Source organism: Nostoc sp. UCD121, from assembly GCF_014222285.1.
GTDB lineage: Bacteria > Cyanobacteriota > Cyanobacteriia > Cyanobacteriales > Nostocaceae > Nostoc.
This window is the reverse complement of the sequence record NZ_JACKZS010000132.1, coordinates 1-22,176: the sequence shown is the minus strand read 5'-3', so window position 1 is coordinate 22,176 and position 22,176 is coordinate 1. Positions and strand designations below refer to the sequence as shown.

Sequence of the window (22,176 nt, the reverse complement as noted above, 5' to 3'; positions counted from 1 at the left end):
CCCAATCCCCAGCGCTCACTGAGCTTTGTCAAAGTGTTCCCAGTCCCCGGCTTTATAAAACGGGTGATTTAGCCCGCTATTTAACAGATGGCAATATTGAATTTTTAGGTCGCATTGACAATCAAGTAAAGATTCGCGGCTTCCGCATTGAGTTGTCAGAGATTGAAGCGGTGTTGAATCAATATCCAGCAGTGAGAGAAACTGTTGTCATTGTGGGTGAGGACGTACCTGATGATCAGTACTTGGTAGCTTATATTGTTCCAAACCAGGAACAGATACCGATGCAAGAGGTGCAAAGCTTTGCATCTTTACTTTGCCAATTCCTCAAAGAAAAGTTACCAGAATACATGATGCCAAGAGCTTATGTGATCCTGGAATCTCTACCTCTAACACCTAATGGCAAAGTGGATCGCCGTGCTTTACCCATGCCTGATACAATTTCTTTCAATAATCAAGATTATGTAGCACCGCGATCGCAGGTTGAAGAGTTACTTGCCCAAATTTGGGCTAAAGTCTTGGGAAAAGAGCAAGTAGGCATCCATGACAATTTCTTTGAATTGGGCGGTCATTCTCTCCTAGCGACTCAGCTAACTTCCCGTATCCGTGACACCTTCCAAATAGATTTGCCTGTACGCAATTTGTTTGAGGCACCAACTGTTGAACAACTTGCTAGATGTATTGACACAATGTTTTGGACAGCAAAAGGTTTATATAAAGGTGGAGCTACGAGTCAAGAGCGAGAAGACATAGAATTTTAAAGAGAAACGCTTGAGTTTGACCAGTCAACGCAAAATGTGATGATTGCTTCGGCAAACTGTTGGTTTTGTTCCATCAATGCCATGTATTCACCTGGTTTTAGCTTTATACCATAGTTATAATCACCGAAGTTTCATTCCCAGGAATGATTTATATAGTCTTAGAAGTGTGATAAAAATGCTGGGTTAGGTAATAAGCAGTGCAGCTTGACATAAGCAGTATTCTTACAGCATAGCTGCCTGCTAACTTCTAATCAATAACAATATTTGCGAAGGGGTTTAATTTTGAATACGGTTGAGTTTTTAACTTATCTTCGCAGCTTAGATATTCAAGTTTTTATTGATGGTGAAAAGTTTCGTGCTAATGCCCCTGATGGAATTTTTACACCAGAACTGCGTGCAGAAATTCAAGGGCGTAAAGCAGAAATTATTGAATTTTTAGCCGCATCTAATCGTACTAATAACCACAGTTTTAAACCTATTGTACCTATTTCGCGATCAGGAAATCTTCCCCTCTCCTTTGCTCAACAACGGCTGTGGTTTCTTGACCAATTAATCCCTAATAATCCTTTCTATAACATTCCACTAGCACTACATTTAACAGGTTCGCTCAAATTAGCCGCGCTAGAGCAAACTTTTAATGAAATCGTGCAACGACATGAAGCTTTACGCACCACTATTGTCGTACAGACAGGGCAACCAGTTCAGGTAATTAATTCTACCCTAACAATACCTTTACCAATAATAGATTTACGGCAGCTGCCACAAGCCGAACGAGAAATACAAGCACGACGACTCACTACACAAGAAGCTCAACGTCCTTTCAATTTATCAACTGATTCGTTGCTGCAAGTAAAACTGCTGTGGTTGGATGAGACAGAATACATCCTGTTGCTGACTATGCACCACATTGTCTCCGATGGTTGGTCTATTGGGGTGCTGATTCAAGAGATAGCAGCACTCTACACAGCCTTTGCCAGCAATCAGCCTTCTCCTCTACCGAAACTTACAATCCAATATGCAGACTTTGCATACTGGCAACGCCAATGGTTGCAAGGGGAAGTATTAAAAAAGCAACTGATTTACTGGCAGAACCAATTAGACGGCATTTCTATGCTAAATCTGCCAACCGACAGACCAAGACTAGGTGTGCAAACTTATCAGGGTGCAAGACAACCTCTGCAATTATCAAAAAGTTTGAGCAAAGCACTTTTAGCTCTCGGACAAGAAGAAGGGGTAACTTTATTCATAACCCTACTAGCAGCATTCCAAGCTTTACTTTCCCGCTACACCCAACAAGAAGATATTGCTATTGGTTCACCTATTGCCAATCGCAACCATAGTGAAATTGAGGGATTAATTGGTTTTTTTGTCAATAGCTTAGTACTGCGTACCGATCTATCAGGAAACCCAACTTTTCAGGAACTATTGAGTCGAGTTAAAGAGGTAGCTTTAGGAGCATACAGCCATCAAGATTTACCTTTTGAAAAACTTGTAGAAGAACTACATCCAGAGCGTAATTTGAATCAAAATCCCCTATTTCAAGTTGTTTTTGCGCTCCAGAATGCGCCAATGACAGCCTTAAAGTTACCTAATTTAACTTTAAATCCGCTACCATTTGAAACGAAAACAACGCGCTTTGATTTGGAGTTCCACTTGTGGGAGCCAAATACTCAAAATGGGTTATGGGCAGATAGCTCAGAAGGAATTAGTGGTTTTGTAATTTATAACACTGATTTATTCGATGACGTTACTATCACCAGGATGTTAGGACACTTCCAAATATTACTGGAGGGTATAGTTGCAAATCCAGAAGAGAGAATTGCACATTTACCACTTTTAAAGGTATGTGAGTTACATCAATTGTTAGTTGAATGGAACAATACCCAGGCAATTTATCCTCAAGATAAGTGTATTCATCAGTTAATTGAGAGCGTAGCAGAGCAGAATGGTGAGGCAACTGCACTAGTATTTGACGATAAGCAACTTAGCTATAAAGAGTTAAATATATGCGGTAATAAAGTTGCACATTATCTAAAAAAATTAGGAGTTAAAAGCGAAGTTTTAGTAGGACTCTGTGTAGAACGCTCTTTTGATATGGTAATCGGGATGTTGGGCATACTGAAAGCAGGTGGAGCTTATGTTCCTTTAGATCCAAGCTATCCATCTGAACGTTTAAACTTTATGCTTGAAGATGCTCAAGTCTCAATTTTATTAACTCATGAGCGATGGTTTGAACGCCTGAAAAACTATAATTTGCAAATAACCTGTTTAGATAAAGATTGGGAGATTATTTATCAAGAGGTTGAAGATAACCTTACTAGTAAAGTTACAGTAGATAATCTCGCTTATGTCATTTATACCTCTGGCTCAACTGGAAAACCTAAAGGGGTTAAAATTGAACATAGAGGATTGTTAAATTTAGTATTTTGGCATCAAAAAGCGTTTGCAGTTTCACCTCTTGACCGAGCAACGCAGATTTCTGGAGTTGCCTTTGACGCTTGCGGTTGGGAAATTTGGCCTTATCTTAGTACTAGGGCAAGCATTTATTTTGTAGATGATGAAACCAAGCGATCGCCTGACCATCTCCGAGATTGGCTAGTATCAAAAGCAATAACAATTTCTTTCATCCCAACACCTTTAGCAGAGAAAGTTCTATTATTAGATTTTCCTCAGAACGCAGCTTTACGAATATTGCTCACAGGTGGAGACAAACTAAATCAATATCCTTTAGCTGACTATTCTTTTCAAGTATTTAATAATTATGGACCAACTGAGAACACAGTTGTTACAACTTCGGGATATGTTTCTGTTAAAAATAAAGGTAATTTAGCACCTGTAATTGGTTGTGCGATCGCCAATACAAAACTTTATATATTAGATCAACATTTACAACCAGTACCTATTGGCGTTCCGGGAGAGTTGTACATAAGTGGTGATGGGTTAGCACGAGGTTATTTAAACCATCCTGACTTAACTGCTGAATTCTTCATTTATCATTCTTTTACTAATAAGCTAAAAGTACGACTTTATAAAACAGGTGATTTAGTTCGCTATCGAGTAGATGGTAACATTGAATTTTTAGGTCGCCTCGACGATCAGATAAAAATTCGTGGCTATCGTATTGAGTTGGGAGAAATTGAAGCGGTACTGAATCAGCATCCAGCAGTGCAGCAAACTGTAGTAATAACTCGTGAGGATGAACAGGAAAAGCGCCTAGTAGCTTATGTAGTACCAAAAACTGAATACAGTAACAAACAGGATAATTTGCAATTAATGCAATTGCAGAATGAGCAGATTTTGCAATGGCAGATGTTGTATAACGAAACTTATAATCAATCTACTGATTCAGATCCTACATTCAATTTTGTCGGCTGGAATAGTAGTTACACAAATCAGCCTATTCCAGTAGAGCAGATGCGTGAGTGGGTGGATAACCAAGTTGAGCAGATTTTGGCTTTGCAACCCAAACGAGTGTTAGAAATTGGTTGTGGAACAGGTTTGATTCTGTTTAGAATTGCACCTCACTGCACTAAATATTGGGGAACAGACTTTTCCTCAGTTTCACTTAACTGCATTCAGCAACAGCTACAAAAACAAGAAATGCCGCAGGTAACACTGTATCAGCAAATGGCTACTGACTTCGAGAAAGTAGAAACAGCAGCTTTTGATGCAGTAATTCTGAACTCGGTTGTACAATATTTTCCTACTATTGATTATCTGATTAGTGTATTAGAAGGTGCTGTAGAGGCAACTGCTCCAGGTGGCTTTATCTTCATAGGGGATGTACGTAGTTTGCCACTTTTGCAAGCTTTCCATGCGTCAGTCCAACTGTATCAAGGTGAACCTTCCCTTACCTGTTTCGAGTTGCAGCAACGGGTACAAACACAAATATTTCAAGAAACAGAGTTAGTTATTGACCCAGCTTTTTTTAGTGCTATCAAGCAACACTTTCCGCAGATTAATCATGTGCAAATTCAACTGATGCGTGGAAAAGATCATAATGAGCTAACTCAGTTTCGTTATAATGTAGTACTTTATATTAGTACCGAAATTGTTAGTAATACTGAAGATTATTCAGTGCTGAACTGGTCTGAAGATAATCTCACAGTCTCAGCAGTGCGTCAGTTATTAATTGAGAATCAACCAAAAATATTAAACATTATCAATGTATCTAACGCACGGCTAATATCAGCAATTAAAACAGCAGAATGGCTAACAGACGTAGAAGGTTTTAAAACTGTGGGTCAAATACGTAAAGCTTTGCAAGAACTAGAAAATTTCGGAGTAGATCCAGAAGATTTCTATGCGCTGAACGTACCTTATAGGGTTGATATTACCTGGTCACATTCAAGTACTGAAGGATATTATGATGTAGTTTTTGTACGGCAAGATGAAGTAGGTAAAAGAACTATTTTTCCTCATACCACAACTCTCTCTCGTCCCTGGCAATCTTACGCCAATAATCCTCTACAAACCAAAGCAGCGCGTAAGTTGGTGCCGCAGTTGCACACTTACATAGCACAAAAACTGCCTGAGTATATGATACCATCAGGTTTTGTAGTATTAGAGTCTTTACCTCTAACAGCTAATGGTAAAGTCAATCGCCGCGCCCTAAGAGCATTCCATGATGGAATCAAGTCCCAATTGCCTGAAAATTACATTGCACCTCGAACTCCTGTTGAACAAGTGCTGGTAAAAATTTTTGTTGAGGTTTTAGGACTTAAGAGCGTAGGAATTTATGATAATTTCTTTCAATTAGGGGGTCATTCATTACTAGCAACTCAGCTTGTCTCTAGAGTGCGCGACACCTTACATGTGGAGTTACCTTTACGTAGCATATTTGAGGCATCGACAATTGCAGAATTATCTAAGGTAGTGGAAAGCTTTAAAGAAAGCAATGCTCAAAGTCTTGCCCCAGTTTTAGTACCACTATCGCGTGAAAGTCGGCGGATTAAGTTATCTTCCTTAAACGAAGAGAGGTAAAACTTAAAAAAAAGATTCAGGACCTAGATTGAATTTTTACATTAAGAATCAATTTTGCTTTTGCTGCTTCCACACAAGGTTGTACTCCCTCTCAACAGCCGCCAGCAGCAAAGCCTGCAAGGATGACAGATACGGTTTAGCAAAATCCTCAACCCCTACAACTGCAAAATACTTGAAACCCTTGATTTATCGTTACAATAGTATTAGTCGTTAATAACCCCCAGAGGGTTAGTCTGAGCGCTATTGAGCTTACTCGTCGTCAGGGGATTCCTTATTTTCTTCGTCATCCTTGTCAAAATTTGTATTGCGGAGGGGGACTTATGGGTGAATCTAAACGCCGAAAGGCAATATTAGGCAATCACTATGGTTTGCCTAATATTTTCAATGAAGTCCAATCAATGTGGACGCAGATTAATTTCTCGCTCAAGCGAGTCAAAGATTCTGATAGTCGATGTTTACTTGTTCAATGTTCTAACAACGACCGAGGATTCCATCAAGACACTATTGCCCAAATTCAAAAAGAAATAGAAAATTGGAAATGTGATTTGGATATTCCTATCTTGATCCAAGTTCTCCCAAGGGGAGTTCAAAATTCAGGAACTAAACTTTTTGATGGGTTCGTTACCCTTTGGTGTAATTGTCCAGAATTTGAATTGTGGCGAGAAATATTTGAAAGTGAACGAGTTTAGTAAACTTTGTTGCATTAAATTATTGTTTCCTCGCTACACAATCATTTCTGTTGCCTCCACTCGATTTTGTACTCCCGTTCCATAGCCGCCAGCAGCTTTGCCTGCAACGAAGATAAATAAGGTTTAGCTTGTTTCCCCAACCCCTGCAACAGCCAATCCACAGCTTCGTCACGCCTGGCCACTTGATGCAACTGCTGTAACCTCACACATAGCTGCTGCATGAATTGGCAATCTTCGTCAAGCAATTCCAGTGATTTCAGGTGTTCGATTTTTACCGTGTAGTCACCGTCCCATGTCTGGACTGTACAACTGTATTCTCCAACATGGCTGACTACGCCCCAATAACCCGCTTTACCTCTCAAGTCTGGGTTATCCTTTGGCAAAAGAATGCATATTTCACCAATATGGTAAGGATTGGGTACTTTCGTGCTTTCGCGTATCCTATCCACTACATCTTTCACTATGCGACCGGATGGAATTTTATTGCCAGCTTGCTCTACTGCCTGCTGCCATACATCCGCTTGCACAGCCGGTTCCAACTCGGCTTTCGCCAAAAACCGCAATTGTCGTTCGTTGGTCGGCATTGGAATTTGCCGACCAATGGTCGGCAAAAACTTTTGAAGGTTCTCATAAACGACAGTAGCCGAAATCTTCAAGTAAGCCGCGTCACGACTATAATTGAAGCGATCGCGGCAATACTCCTCAAAACTACGGTGCGTGGAACGGTACAGCCGTCTGTCCCGCAACTCCATCAGCGCCTGACCTGCTGACAAAAATGCCCTTTCTACCTGACGTTCCAATTGCAAGCGTAAGCTTTGTTCTTCTTCGGTCAACTCTCTTATTTCAACAGCTGTCACCGTAATCGTTGCTGAGGCTGGGTTGTATTGTTCAGAAGTATTTTCGGGAGCAGAATCGGTTGCTGGCTTTGGTTCCCCAGATACCCCAGGGATAACTTTCTTGCGTCTAGATGGTGGTTTGTTCATTGCCCCACCTCTAGGCTGACAGCAGTCAAACAAATATTGAATTGTGTCATCATGGAAATATAGAGTTTTTATTTATGCCCCCATCCTTTAAATAGGTTGGGGTTTTTCATTAATCTTAACCATACAATTGTTAGCTTCGACAACTACCCAATCACTATGAGTACCTTATATATGTAATTGTGAAAGTTCCTGGTTTTACCGCTTGGCTTATCGACGGGCAGCAGCGGTATACAGAACTTAAAAGATTTAGCTAAAGCTTCTAGCTACAAGGGGGATATGAACTTTCGTTACATTCAAAGCGAATAAAGAGCGTATTTGCTTTTTTAAGCCCAAAGCAGAGTATTTGAAGGTTAAAGATTAGTCCTGATCACAGATGCCAGTCATCAGCTTTAGCTATTTATCAAAATTTTCTGAAATACTAAACATTTAATATCAAGCTAATAAATGTTTGTATCTTAAGTTCAGGGTAAAAATCATGATTTTCACTTGTGAAGGTGATGCGAAATCAGCAATTCTTACAAAAGAAAGTTTTGTTGCAGAAAAATTACTTTTGTCAGTTACTAGTAACGCTGTCAATAATACAAGCAACTGCTTTCAATGAAGAACGATTGTCTATTGTGTTTCTTGTGTTCCCGATTTAGCTGAGTTTCCATAATTTCTATGAGTTACAAAAAATATGTTGCTGGCATTCCAAGTATTGCCAAACTAAAGTACCAATATTACTTACAAATTTGTAGTGCATTAAAGCTAATTGTAAACTAAAGTAAAGTCATGATTTATAAGGGTTTCAGTAATTTGAGTCAATTAAGTGTTTATTCTCTCAAAGTCCTACCCAGCAATAAATTGGATATCCTTAAAATTTTCTTTACGAATCAGCTCTTAGCTTACAAGCAAAGGAAGTATCTACGATCGCAATCTATAGACTATAGATACTCGATACTACTAACTTCAACACCTATACTAAGGTGATTTCCAGAATAAAAATTACCACACAAGATCATTTCATCGTAGAGGAGAACGGCTGTTCGCCCTGCTCATCGGTAAAATTATTTTGAGAAATCACCTAACGCTTGAATACTTAACCAGCGCCATGCAGACTTAGTTGATTGACTGGTTGTAGTTAAAAAATACCACTGATGAGTAATAATTACTATTGATAGTAACTTTCAAGCATAAAAGAAGAATATAGATATGGTAGAAGATAATGCAGCGAGATTTGCTTTAAAAACTGAGCTTTTATTACGTATAGAGAAATTAGGACTACAGCAAAGCCTATTTCCAAGCTCTGACGAACTTATCGATCAACTTGTACAACAGTTGGAGGACATAAGTCCTATTCTGCAACCACTTCAACCTAACGATCTTCCTTCTCTATTAGGTAACTGGCAATTAGTGTATGCATCTGCTGGGACAGTTGTCACACGCCAGATTGCATCAATTCCAGATTTTCTAGGTGGAATCAAAATTAAACGTGTGTGGCAAAGATTGGCTAGTGTCAATAATATCAGAAAAATCTCAGCCTCTAATAGCGCCCAGGTTGAATTACCTATTTTAGGTGAGTGGCAGTTACAAGCTAATGGGCATTGGAAATGGGATACAGATGAGAAAACTGCCACAGTGTCCTTTAACTCATTTTCCATACAAGCAACAAAACCTTTTGGACTATCTAATTGGAGTTTTCCTGAGTTGAAAATACCAGTATTAGAATTTCTACAAAGAGAGGCTCTGTGGATAACCTCTTACTTAGATCAAGAAATTAGGGTAGGACGAGGTGTAACAGGTAATTTATTTGTCTTTCGTCGTGATATAACGTCTTAAAGTTAAGTTCTCACAGAAAAATTATGCTCCCTGGAGTTAATTCCAAGCGTCATTTAAAATTGAGATGAAAAAATCAAATATTTACTTTGCTTGTTGGCAATATTTAGCTTCCATATTTTATGTATTATTCTCTTCATCAGTTAGAGCGCAGATTGTTCCAGATAATACATTACCGATTAATTCTCTAGTTACTTCCCAGGATAAGACAATCAATATTAATGGAGGGACGCAAGTAGGAAACAACTTATTTCATAGCTTCGAGCAATTTTCCTTATCCACAGGTAGTACCGCCTACTTCAATAATACTTTGAATGTTCAAAACATTATTAGTCGAGTAACTGGTTTATCTGTCTCTAACATTGACGGTTTTTTGAAAGCTAACAGCAATGCTAATCTATTTTTAATTAATCCTAATGGGATTATTCTTGGCCCCAATGCTGTCCTAAATATCGGTGGCTCATTTTTAGCTACCACTGCTAACAGAATTAACTTTGCTGATGGTAGCCAATTCAGTGCAAAAGCTCCACAAAATCAACCCTTATTAACAGTGAGTTCACCTATTGGTTTAGGATTTGATGGTAATCCAGGCGTAATTCAAGCTCAAGGTACAGGACACAATCTGACTCTCAATAGCCCATTTTCACCATTTATTAGAACCATTAGCTCAAATGGCTTACGTGTCAAACCAGAAAAGACTTTGGCTTTAGTGGGTGGTGACGTAACTTTAGAGGGAGGAAAACTTGGGGCAAGTGAAGGGCGAATTGAGTTAGGTAGTGTTGATAAAGGAGTAGTACACATTAATCCAGCTTCTAATGGTTGGAATTTAAGTTATGAAGATGCCATTAGCTTCAAGAATATTCAACTATCTCAACAATCAATAGCAGATGTTAGTGGCTTTGGTAGTGGTTCTATTCAAGCACAAGCTGCTGAGGTGGAATTAGGAGGTGGCTCAATATTTTTAATTCAAAACCAAGGTAAGAATTTGTCAGGTGACATTATTGTAAACGCCTTTGAAGAACTGAGAATAATAGGAACTTCTCGGGACGGAGCAATTCCTACTAGCTTGGTTAATGAAACCTTAGTAGGAGATGGAGGAAAAATCGAAATTTTAACTAAAAATCTAATTCTTCAGGATGGAGCAGCAATAGCTGCTAAAACTTATGGTATAGGTAGGGGGGGCGATGTCTTTGTGAATGCTTCCGAATTTACTCAAGTTGCTAACGGTTCCTCTTCCATTGTTCAACTACCTAGTAATATCATTACTTCAACTTTTGGCTCTGGAAATAGTGGCAATCTTACGCTGTCTACAAAAAATTTGTCTTTACAAGATGATGGAGAAATCCTAACTTCAACTTTTGGCACTGGCAAAGGTGGTAACTTAACAGTTAATACTGCTGAATCTACTCAAGTAATTGGTTATTTATCAGGGACTTCACAGCTTTCTAGTACTATTCTTACTAGAGCTTCTGGTTCTGGTAATGCAGGCAATCTAGCCCTTTCAACAGGACTCTTAAGTATCAAAGATGGAGGTATTATTGGTTCTTTAACTCTTGGAAGTGGCTCTGGAGGAGATGTAACTGTAAATTCCAAAAACTCTATAGAACTTGTTGGAGTAGTACCAAATATCTTTACTCCAAGCTCTTTAGTTACTGCAACTTATAGCAGTGGTAATAGTGGGAAATTAATAGTTAATACAAAAAAGTTAACAGTTAGGGATAGCGCAATAATTAATACTTCTACCCGCTCAACTGGGAAAGCTGACAGCCTTACTATTAATGCTTCTGATTCTATAGATGTAATAGGTAGAGTCCCAGGCGCTGTCAATCCCAGTCTCATAAATTCATCTGTTATCGATTTCAATGAAAGTTTTCAAGAGCTATACCTGCTGCCTTCGATGCTAAGAGGAGATTCGGGAAATATCACAATTAATACTAATAAGTTAAATATTGCAGATGGCGCATTAATTAGTGTCAAAAATGATGGTTTTGGCAACGCTGGAACAATTAATATTAACGCTGATACAATCAATATTTCAAACAACAGCGGCATTACCGCGACCACTGCCGTTGGCGAAGGTGGTGATATTGAAATAACGTCTAAAATCATTCAACTACGCTCTGGCAATATTTCTGCAACTGCTGGAAAACAAGGCACCAAGGGCAACGGCGGGAACATCCGCATCGACACAGACATCGTGACAGCCTCGAACAACAGCGCCCTCACAGCGAACGCATTCCGTGGGCGGGGGGGTAACATTCGCATCAACACGAAAGGACTATTTATTTCGTCTGATACACAGGTTACAGCCAGTTCTGAACGAGGTATTAACGGCACAGTGGAGATCAATGTTCAAGATAGAAATCCAAGCCAAACCAAAGTGCAACCACAAGTGATCGCACAAACTCCAGAGGTAGTGTCAGTATGCCAGGGTCATTCTGGTCGAGTAAGGAGTACATTTGTGAATATTGGTGCTGGGGGAGTAGCAGCTAGTTCTGACAATCAGTTAGATAACAGTTCTACTTGGCAGAGAAATTCTAATCCTGTCCAGGCGATTGATAATTGGGAGCAATCAAAGCCATCAAAAACTGAAGAACCCATAGAAATTGTAGAAGCCCAGGGTTGGATATTAAATGCTGATGGAGATGTAGTCTTGACCGCACAAGCCGATCCACCAAGTCCCTACGCTGAGGTGTCTGCTTCTAGATGCCATAAGCTACCTTCTACGCCGCCAGTATCATCGATAACAGAAGCGGTAAGGTTAAAATGATTAGTTTTTGGGGTTTATTCAAGTACTTGTTGTTATGTATTCTAGGATTATGCATAGCTATAGGACAGCCGTCTTTGATTCTGGCTCGGGAAGTAAACAAACAAGCACAACAGCATCAAGCTGAAGTACTGAACCAGAGAGGGCAGAGACAACTGGATCTAGGTCAGGCAAGAGAAGCCTTAAAGTCTTGGCAGCAAGCTACAAAACTTTTTGAACAGATAAAAGATACTGAAGGAATCACCGGAACCTTAATTAATCAGAACGTCGCTCTACAAGCTTTAGGTTTACATCTTCGGGCCTGCAAGATAGTTGTCACAGCTTTGAAATTCGATGCTGAAATCTGTGCCACCTCGTCAGACCAGCCTGCTGATTCTACAAAAAGACTACTTGATGCAGAAATTGATAAATTGAACTCAATACCTGTACATCTACTAGGCTTACAAAATTTAGGAAATGTATTGCGACAATTAGGCAAGTTATCTGAATCAAAATTAGTTCTGAGAAAAACGTTATCAATTGCTCAACAGTTAGCTAATTTTGATAACAGTGCAATTTTGCTATCACTCAATAATACTGAAAAATCTATATACCAACAGGCACGGAATAAATATAGTTGGATAGAAGAACCAGTTTTCCAAAAGGAAACTGTTAATTTTATTCAAAAAAAGGCACTCGAATTACTCAGTGATTATCAGTCATTAATTAATACCCCAACTGCACCAATAGCAATCAGACTACAGGCGCAACTATACCGTTTAAGCTTACTATTAGACTTTGAAAAGTGGTTAATAGCAGAATCAAATACAGGCAATGGACAGTTAACTGCTATTGAAACTCAAATAAATCAACAGATTCAACCTTCAGTAGAGCTAATACTGAAAAATTCTTCGGCATTCTCTGATTTCCCTGCTAGCCAATCTATTTATACCAAGCTAAACTTTGCCAATAGTCTCAATCAAATTCCAGACGAGCGATTACATTCAGTAGCCGTCCAATATGCAGAATCAGCTTTGCAAACGGCTAAAAGCACTAATGAACAGAGGCTTATGTCTTATGCTTTCGGCACACTGGGTAAACTAGAAAAACAACGAGAGCGTTCGCTCCATTATCTTGGACAAGCTATGGCTTTGGCTCAATCAATTCAGGCATGGGATATTGCATACCAGTGGCAGCACGAATTGGGTTTACAGTACTACAAACAAGGAAAGTATGATAAAGCCGAGAAAGCTTACAGTGCTGCAATTAATAACCTGATGCGAGTTCGTGATAATCTCTTAGCAAGTAACGTAGACACACAGTTTTCCTTTTATGAGAAAGTAGAGCCTGTTTATCGTGAGTATATGCGATTACTGCTATCATCGCCTCACCCTAATTTAGAGTTAGTAATTCAGACGAATGAACAACTGCAAATAGCAGAACTAGAGAATTTTTTGAAATGCGGTAAACTGGATGTTGTAGCTTTGACTAAGCTTCAGGGCTTGCCTATCACAACCGCAATAATTCATATTATTGATTTAGGCAACAGCATAGAAGTAATTGCCCACTCCTCTAATCACCCTCTTGTTCGTAACTCTGTTGACGCTAAGTTAATCAGAAGCCATGTTAATAATATATTAGATACTGTGCAGTCTTCCAGATTTTCTTCTACTACTGACAAGGAAATTATTTTCTATTATCAAAAATTTTATGAACTACTGATTAAACCTATTCAGGCATATTTACCTTCATCAGGGACACTTGTATTTGCTATAGATAGATCATTTCAGAGTCTCCCAATGGATTTACTTTATAATGGAAAAAACTATTTAATAGAAGAATACAGTATTGTAGAAACTTTCGGATCTAAAATCCGGCCACCTAAATCTTTATCTCAAAATAAATTCACAGCTTTAATCGCTGGACTCAGCAAAGAAAGCCCCAGCTTCAATGACAAGAACGCTCCAAAAGGGTTGAAAGCGCTAGGGGAAGTGGCAGTAGAAGTAGCCCAAATTAAGAAAGAGACAGATTCCTCAACTGTACTGCTAAACGAAAACTTTACTAGTCTACAGTTCAAAAAAGAACTAACTAAAAATGATTTTCCAATTGTTCACATCAGTACTCATGGACAATTTAGTTCTAACTCTGATAAAACTGTATTTTTAGCTTATGACAAAGTAATAAACGTATTAGAATTTGATAGTTTACTAAAACAAAAGACTCAATTTAATGAAAATACAATCGAATTATTAGTTTTAAGTGCTTGTCAGACAGCTAAAGGTAATAGGCGTTCAAGCTTGGGAATGGCTGGAGTGGCAGTACAAGCAGGCGCACAGAGTGTAATCGCTAGCCTATGGCTGGTAGATGAGGATTCTACTGCCATACTCATGCAAGAATTCTACAAGGTTTTGAAAAATGGTTTGACTAAAGCAGAGGCACTGCGCCAGGCAAAATTAAGTTTATCATCCAATCCTAAATACGTTCATCCTTACTTTTGGTCAGGCTTTGTGCTAGTTGGCGGATGGTTATAAAGTTCTACTAATTTTAAACCTTCTTGTACACGAGCTAGTTCATCTAGGTTATTAGTATTTTTTGCCAGTTGTGCTGCTTTGCTATATTCACGAAGCGCCTCTTTTGGCAACCATGCCTCTAAATATCTATCTGCCAATAATCGGTAGATAGTAGGGTTTTGACTTCCTGCTCTTACTCTTGCTTTCAATGACTCAATCGTTTCATTTAAAAGATTTCTTGCCATAAACACAGCATCTAAATCCCATATTGCAGCTTCATCGGGAGGTAAGTTTAATTCAGTAATCTGCTTTACCCTTTCTGCGAAAGCATCTTGTTCTTCTCGTCTCAAAACACTAACTACTAACGTTTCAGAGGAATTAATGGGAGTATCGCCTACATTAGCAAGTACGGTAAATTTATAAGTATTAAAAAATTGCAATTCTTTTTCTTCTTTTGGATAGGGTAGTGCAGTAATAGTTTTATCTACTGTCTTCTCCCAGTAAAACTCATAACCGCTAACAACTACTGTGTAACTAGTAGCTTGAGGTACAGCATACCAAGAAATTACAGGTCTAGTACTCAACATTGAACTGCCATAGGGACTAATTAGCATTGGTACATTTGTTGGGCCTTTAATGCCGTCACATTCAGTTGGGTTCAACCCCGTACATAGCCTTACTCTGTCGTGCGGGAGCCTACATTTATCTTCAACATCGAAAATGCTACTTTGTTTAAAATCTAGAAATTCTCCGTTCAAGTAACATAAAGTATTAACTGTTCGTCCATTCATTGGAGTAATGCGATCTCCTGAACACAATAAGCTATTTACTCGCCAGCGAAGATCACTCACGCTAGTAACTCGACCAATAACCTTACACCTACGTTTTGCTTCTGGCTTTACCTGACCCCACGCATTGCTCCAACCTAAAAGAAGTATCGTTGATGCAACTACTAAAATTTGGCAGATGTAGACTTTTCTCCCAATTTTGCTCTTTTGCCTGTGTGTACTCAGCATCAAAAGTTTTATATAGTTATATGCAAGTTAATAGCATACAAGAATTAGAGAGATAAAAAAAGGTGTTTATGATTGTAAATTGTAATAATAATTTGTTACTTTTGAGAGGCTATTAAATTCAAAAAGCTTAATCTTGAATTAGATTAGGAGCTTTTTGTCTAATTCTTTCTATTATTTCGGCTCGCCAGATGAAAACTTCTGGTTCTCTAGATTCAGTTAGCAAACAGGCTTCCCAGGAAAGCCAAGAGTTATCAAAATCACCTAAAATTCCCTGCACTTTTGCTAGCAAACAGTGGGTAGATGTTCTTTGAATATCTAATTCTTTTGCTTTCTCTAAATATCGCTTTGCCTCGCTATATTTCTTCTGCTCAAATTTTGCCCAACCTAAATTTTTATACAAAACCGCTTGCCATCTGGAATTTGTAGTTTTTTGTAGTCCTTCTTGGGCAAGAGAGATTGCTGTATTATAATCACCTTGTAGAATTTTTACTCTAGATAAATTATTGATAGCAATTATCGCTTGTCTATTAATTTTTATGGCTAACTGGTATTGTTGCTCTGCTAAATCATATTTCATTCGTTCATCGTAGTAAGTTCCCAATCCATAATGTCCTTCCCAATTATCAGAGGTTAACTTAAAAGCCTTTTCATAGCTATCAATTACACATAGAGAATCATGTAATTGTTTACACACGACACCTAAATTATTATATGATTCTACATTTGTGTCATTATATTTAATTGATAATTCATAGTATCTTTTAGCTAATTCTAAACTCTTCGTACTGCGAAGTCCTTTTTCAAAATAAAATTTGGAAATTGTGTATCTGGCTTGAGAATTAATTTTTATAGCTGAGTCAAAAAACTCTTGGGCGATCTGAAAATTATTTGCTGCCTCAGCCTTCTCCCCTTGAGACACTAAATATTTAGTTCTTAGTGGTAATAATACTTTGAAAGTCCCAAAGACTGTCAAAATTATAAATCCAATTACTGCGCTGATTCTGAACGTTTTAGACCTCGTTACTCTATAAATTTTACTTTGCTGAGGAAGTATTTTTAACCGTTGCAGAATAACTTCAGTAGTTGGTGGACGTTGCCCTGGCATGGGAGCCATCAACTCATCCAGAAAGTCAGCAAAGGGTTTATCAATCTGCGATGCTTTATTTCTCCAGATTAATCGTCCTGTTTTTTTGTCTATTGGCAAACGTGTCAATGAAGTGCCAGTAACTAGACGAACAAAAGTCCGGCCTAAAGCAAAAAAATCCGACTGTGGGACTGCTTTCCCATAAACTTGTTCTAGTGGAGTGTAGTAATATGAAACTACAGTTGTAATTTCATAATTTCCTACTTTTGTATCAGTTCCTCCACTTGCACTAACTTTAGCTAAATACGTATCACTTATTCGTCGTGCAGTTCCAAAATCAATTAACGCAAGTTCCCCTTTTGGTTGAAGAATTATGTTTGCAGGTTTAATATCTCTATGAAAAAATTCGGTATGGTGTACTACATCAAGTATTTCAACTAATTGACGTAGCCATTCTAATGCCTGAGCTTGCGAAATCGGTTCATTCTCTTTTATCCATTCTTCTAAGTTTTGTCCCTCAATTTTATCCATTACTAAGCAACATAGCTCCAGAGGGCTATTATTAGGTACAAAACTGAAAAAATCATCAACATCACATTGAGGAATATTTGGATGTTGGATTAGCCGTAAAACACGGAATTCCCGATGAATTAACTCACGAAGCCTAGTGGAATTCCATTTGAGAACTTTCATGACTCTTCGCTCACGAACCGGATGCCATTTCGTACCAGTGTCATCTACCTCAAAAACTTCAAAGTAGCTCCGAGGGTCATAAGTAAGCTCTCTCAATGGCTTAAGCAGTCGAATACGGTTATTAATCAGCAACGTAGTACCACAAGATAGACATGTTTCAATATTGTCAGGATTTTTACGTTGCTCACAAAGGGGATTTATACAATAAAACGACATACTTGCCAAGTATAAATTTATGCATTAGGCAGTTGCTAAAGAGTGTTTATGTCTTAACTGCCTGAATACAGATACAAGTACCCATCACAATTTACGCTAATTACTCTTCTTTTACATTGCTTGAATTTTTGTGATTTGTAAATTTTTTTTGAAAACAGGGATGCAATTTGAAAATTTCCCCGTTCGCTTTACCAAAAGGGGCTACAGCGCCAATATCTGTATGGTTGGGAGATTTTTTCGAGAGCTAACGCCAAACAGACATGAGTGCTTTGCTGTCAACCAAAAACGCAGCAACTACGGGGAGAGGTAGCTTTAGACCCACATAATACTTTTAGTACTTTGGATGAAAAGCAAGTTACTATAACTTCGTGGCTCTTATCTTTCCGTAGATGCCCTAAATTCAAGGAAACCTATATAAAGGTTAACTTAGTACTTTTTTGAAAAAATTAACCATAAATAGTAAGATAAGGTATGATTGATTACAATCTAACATACTCTAAAAACTAAACCTCATTCGCGGAGAGCCTCTTAAAGAGCATTCACTGTATCAGAGGTAATAGCATATCTATGGATTTTACTGCTGAACCGGAACTTCAATCTCCTCTTTCTTCCTCTGTCATTTTTAGAGAGCAGGAACTTTCATTTGATCAATCATCATCTCAAGGCGTATTTCCAATAACAGAGACTTTTAGGCTAGCGCTGGTCGTAGTAAATGACTTAATTTTTGCCAAAAGAGGCAAGTACTTATCTGAAACTGAAATGCTCGTTATCAAAGGGGCATTGAATGATCGAGAATATGAGGAGATAGCAAGCCACTCAACTTACAGCTTAAACTACATACAGCGCACAGTAGCACCTCGCTTATGGGACATACTTTCAGAAACCATAGGGGATGGCGAACGAGTGGGTAAAAAGAAGCTTTGGTATTTTTTAGAACAAGTTAACAAAAAGTATCATATTCAATCCGCGTCAGGTGAAGGAGAAAGACTTACTGTCAATAATTTGACACCAATCATTAGGGGAAAACTACCTGAAATGTCTAGCTTTTATGGACGATTGCAGGAACTAAACTCATTGAAAGAATTGATAAGTAACGAGCGTTGCATATCCTTAATAGGAATTGCAGGTATCGGTAAAAGTGCATTGGTTACAAAATTGATAAAAGAAGTTAGTGCAAGGAAAGAATCAACATTTGATAGCTTAATCTGGAAAACAATTATTCATGCACCGTTACTTCAAGATTTAGTATCTGAACTGATAGAACTAACGCAACCTTGTAAACCTGATTTAGGTTTACCTGAATCTACTCAGGGAATGATTTCAGTATTAATTAAACAGTTGCAATCACGCCGTTGTCTGCTGGTGCTAGATGGTTTTGATTCTTTATTTCAGAAAAAAAGCTTTCAGCAAAGGCTTGAATACGGAGTATTCTTTCACCGATTGATAGAAGAAGAACATGAAAGTTGCATACTCTTAACTGGTCGAGCTTGGCCTGATGAACTTGATGATGTTATAACAACAAAACAACATCTCCATTTCTTAAAAATCCAAGGTTTAGACGCAGATGCCGCAATGCAGCTTTTATCTAGCAAAGGATTGACGGATAAAGAAAAGTGTAACCAATTAATTCAAACGTATCGTGGAAATCCTTCAGAACTCGAAGCAGTAGCTAATCGAATTAACCACTTCTTTAGTGGTAATACCCAAATGTTTTTTGAGAATCCAACTACGCTTGTTAGCAGTAATTTTGAGGCAATCCTTAATCAACTGTTTGGAGAATCATTAAGTAGTACTCAACGAGAAATTTTAATTTATATAGCAGAAGAGATATCCGGAAATCAACAATCAATTAGTTTTACTAAACTATTGTCGGATATTAAACATAAAAGTCAAGAATGTGTCTCAACTTTAGAGTTAATCAAAGCGTTAGAAAAACTTGAAAATCAGTCATTAATTGAAAGTATCAAAGACCCAGTTACTAAAGAAATCAGTTTTACTCTGCAACCAGTTATTAAAAAATACATCAAGACAGATCCACAAGGGTTGGTGCATACATCTCATGGATCACCATTAGCGTTCGCATCTTAACAGAGGTATGTATGATTTCAGTAAAGCTAGAAGTAACAATCAAAATCAATGAACTACCTGAAGCGAAAACAGCAGAGAACAACTGGCAAGAGTTCGATATCGGCTGTGATGGACGCATCATTAACATCACAGTTAAGCCTAAGATTTGGAAGAAACTGACCTATGCTGCCAGTAATTACCCCCAGTGGGTAGCGGCAATCGCTGGTAAACTCGGTCAGCAAACAGAACATAGGTTCATGTTAAAGGAACCCAGCATACAAGTTTTCGAGCGCAAGCCCAAGGCAGGAGCGACCTCTGCGTTAGGTGCTGCTTCTTGAAAAAGTGATTACCCAATCAGGGTAAGCTAGAACGAACACTGGTATATATAGAGGAGTCAAACAAAGAAAATCAGAATCTCGTTAGATACCGAAAGACCACAAGTTATGTAAAATCAAGCTAATTGATAGGAGGTATGGAGGTGAAAATACAACAGTACGAGAATTTAACGCACAAAGCGCCACTAAGGAGTAGCGCTTTGTGCGGGTCTTAAATTCCATATAACCTCAGAGCGGGGTTATCTCACGAAAACCAAAGCAGTGGTACTTAAAGTTTGACGGCTTTTATCCACTGACTGGTAAAACGAGATTTAATCCGCTGCTTCTCGTATTATACGAGAAGCCACACGAAACGCACCAGTTTCGTGTGGTAATTTTTGCTGTTGAAATTCAAAAAATTTAAATAGGTTAAGTTTGGTTAAGAAAGATTCTGAATTTTGTAGCATAAAGCAATAGCAGCGCGAATAACAGTTATCAGTTACCAGTTGTCAGTTGGGAGTAAAATCCAAGATTAGATAACTGTTGACTGTTGACTGATAACTGATGCAACCCCCTCTGAACTTGTAAACCGAGTTATCAGGGGAAAATATAGTGATAAATAAAGAACGCCCCAAGAGCGCAGTAGTAGAGCGTATGGGGTCGAGTGCAGCTTTCGCATGGCAATTTTGTGCTGTGACGAAGGGAAATTTTCGGAATATCCAGGCTAGAGCAAGGGTTTTGGAGCTTGAAAGAGTTCTCTCCAAAGGATTCCGAGGAGAGAACCGATGAATGCCTCTTCAACTGAATATCCAAACAATCTCACGGCAGCGGAATACCATGAGTTGTTAGCTGGTAGCGCCATTCATCCGGCGTTGATTGAGCGCAACTTTTTCCATGTAGAGGGAGAATCAGTTTATGATTTCCTGTTCATATCTGATAAAATCCCACGTAAGAATGCGGGTCGGGTAACAGATGGATACATAAAAATGTATCAGCATCTATTACTGGGGGGAACCTGGATTCAATCGCTTGACCCGTTTAAAAACTGGCAACCGATGGAGTGGGGAAGGATCAAGCCCAACTTTCCTCGCATTGATTGGCAAAAAGGGAAACCCGTCAAATACGAGTCACCCCCAAAAACCCCCAACCGCGTTACCTACTTTGATGTCGCTAACCCCATCTGGGACAAAGTTGCAAAGCGTTATTTAATTAAGCGCTATCATTCGCTTTTGGCGCTACGCTTGCTGGATCAACTCAATCCATTAATATTTTGGGAGTGGATAAAGCAACATCCAGAGATTCCAATTATCTTATGCGAGGGCGAGAAAAAAGCCGCTTGCTTGCTTTCGTTGGGGTTTGTAGCGATCGCGCTTCCGGGAATTTGGAATGGTCGCGTGGGCAAACAGGATTTTGATGAACGGTTGCATCCTGACTTAGTACCAATGGCTCAGGCGGGACGCAAGTTCATTATTTTATTCGACTACGAAACTTCTTCTAAAACCAGATGGTCGGTGTTTCAAGCCACTGTTCGCACTGCAAAAGCAATCGAATCGGCAGGTTGCTTATGTGAAGTTGCGCTGTTGCCGGGGCCAGAAAAAGGTGTAGATGATTTCGTGGTAGCCAGGGGTGAAGATGCCAATGTTTTGCTAACTGCAATTATAGACGATGCCAAATCACTTGCCGATTACCAGCGCTCCTATCGAGCTAAGAAATGGGGGTTAAGCAAATACCAGCCGGATGTCACTATTAATATTAAATATTTGACCCAAGCACTATGCATTCCTGATTTGGAGGAAAAATGTTCATCTCCCCCGCCTCTTTACGATCTTGGACTTGAAAAATTATTCAGTCCAAATCTGATAGCTACGGACTGCGATTTGGATACTGGGGTTAGGGAAAATGTTGAGTTGAAAGAAGATTCTAGCTCCTTTAGTGCCAAACCAAGTACCCAAAATCCGAAAAAATCTTTCCGTTTTCCAGACAAAGGACTAGTTGTACTCTGGAGCGATATGGGTACGGGGAAAACTGAACTCATGCGCTGGTGGCGTGAGCAAAACCCCGACGCTCGGTTCATCAACAACGGGCATCGCGTCAACCTGCTGAAGAATTTAAGCGATCGCCTGAGAACTGCGATGTATTCAGACTTGGGTTTTGGTGGTTTAGCTCAAGCCCAAGCCCTTAGTATTACCATTGACAGCTTGCACAAACTCAATACGCAAGCGCTGATTTATGGCTGCATATTTATAGATGAAGCTTGCCAATACCTTACCCACCTACTACACAGTAATACGTGTAAACAGCA

12 protein-coding genes are annotated in these 22,176 nt (G+C 38.9%); 9 read left to right on the top strand and 3 right to left on the bottom strand.

Translation table 11 applies throughout. The annotated features are described in order from the left end of the window. The 3 genes from GNF10_RS24030 to GNF10_RS24020 form a co-directional block, all read left to right on the top strand. Nucleotides 1-758 (top strand): phosphopantetheine-binding protein (locus GNF10_RS24030; RefSeq protein WP_185607248.1); only part of this gene is annotated, 758 nt, incomplete at its 5' end. A gap of 282 nt (nt 759-1,040) precedes the next feature. Beyond that, nucleotides 1,041-5,741 carry a non-ribosomal peptide synthetase gene (locus tag GNF10_RS24025; protein WP_185585502.1) on the top strand — a complete coding sequence of 1,567 codons (4,701 nt, stop codon included), beginning with the start codon at nt 1,041-1,043 and terminating at the stop codon, nt 5,739-5,741. A 320-nt stretch (nt 5,742-6,061) separates the two neighbouring features. After that, complete coding sequence (locus tag GNF10_RS24020; protein ID WP_185585501.1) at nt 6,062-6,430, top strand: hypothetical protein; 369 nt, start codon at nt 6,062-6,064, stop codon at nt 6,428-6,430. A 41-nt stretch (nt 6,431-6,471) separates the two neighbouring features. Here GNF10_RS24020 and GNF10_RS24015 read toward each other — a convergent pair whose 3' ends face one another. Continuing rightward, entirely contained in the window at nt 6,472-7,413 is a 942-nt protein-coding gene (locus tag GNF10_RS24015) for a hypothetical protein (RefSeq protein WP_185581330.1), read from the bottom strand. Nucleotides 7,414-8,604: 1,191 nt separating this feature from the next. On the opposite strand from GNF10_RS24015, the gene GNF10_RS24010 reads away from it, so the two are divergent. From GNF10_RS24010 to GNF10_RS24000, 3 genes are all read left to right on the top strand, one after another. Continuing rightward, nucleotides 8,605-9,231 carry a PAP/fibrillin family protein gene (locus tag GNF10_RS24010; protein WP_163935694.1) on the top strand — a complete coding sequence of 209 codons (627 nt, stop codon included), beginning with the start codon at nt 8,605-8,607 and terminating at the stop codon, nt 9,229-9,231. A 64-nt stretch (nt 9,232-9,295) separates the two neighbouring features. Beyond that, a complete protein-coding gene (locus GNF10_RS24005) occupies nt 9,296-11,998 on the top strand; it encodes a filamentous hemagglutinin N-terminal domain-containing protein (protein WP_185587590.1) in 2,703 nt (900 codons plus the stop codon). Nucleotides 11,999-12,072: 74 nt separating this feature from the next. Beyond that, a complete protein-coding gene (locus tag GNF10_RS24000; RefSeq protein WP_260446328.1) occupies nt 12,073-14,505 on the top strand; it encodes a CHAT domain-containing protein in 2,433 nt (810 codons plus the stop codon). On the opposite strand, the gene GNF10_RS23995 is transcribed toward GNF10_RS24000, so the two are convergent. Then, entirely contained in the window at nt 14,463-15,500 is a 1,038-nt protein-coding gene (locus tag GNF10_RS23995; protein WP_185587379.1) for a M48 family metallopeptidase, read from the bottom strand. The genes GNF10_RS24000 and GNF10_RS23995 overlap by 43 nt on opposite strands. Before the next feature lie 127 nt (nt 15,501-15,627). After that, nucleotides 15,628-17,493 carry a tetratricopeptide repeat protein gene (locus GNF10_RS23990; protein WP_185587381.1) on the bottom strand — a complete coding sequence of 622 codons (1,866 nt, stop codon included), beginning with the start codon at nt 17,491-17,493 and terminating at the stop codon, nt 15,628-15,630. 567 nt (nt 17,494-18,060) lie between these two features. Here GNF10_RS23990 and GNF10_RS23985 point away from each other — a divergent pair. The 3 genes from GNF10_RS23985 to GNF10_RS23975 all read left to right on the top strand — a co-directional run. Further along, nucleotides 18,061-19,581: an NACHT domain-containing protein gene (locus GNF10_RS23985; RefSeq protein WP_185587383.1), complete on the top strand. Its 1,521-nt coding sequence runs from the start codon at nt 18,061-18,063 to the stop codon at nt 19,579-19,581. 11 nt (nt 19,582-19,592) lie between these two features. Next, the gene (locus GNF10_RS23980; protein WP_185587385.1) at nt 19,593-19,898 is read left to right on the top strand and encodes a fertility inhibition FinO-like protein; all 306 of its coding nucleotides are present in this window, start codon (nt 19,593-19,595) and stop codon (nt 19,896-19,898) included. A gap of 761 nt (nt 19,899-20,659) precedes the next feature. Further along, the coding region (locus tag GNF10_RS23975; RefSeq protein ID WP_185607247.1) for a DUF3854 domain-containing protein at nt 20,660-22,176 on the top strand (1,517 nt) is incomplete at its 3' end.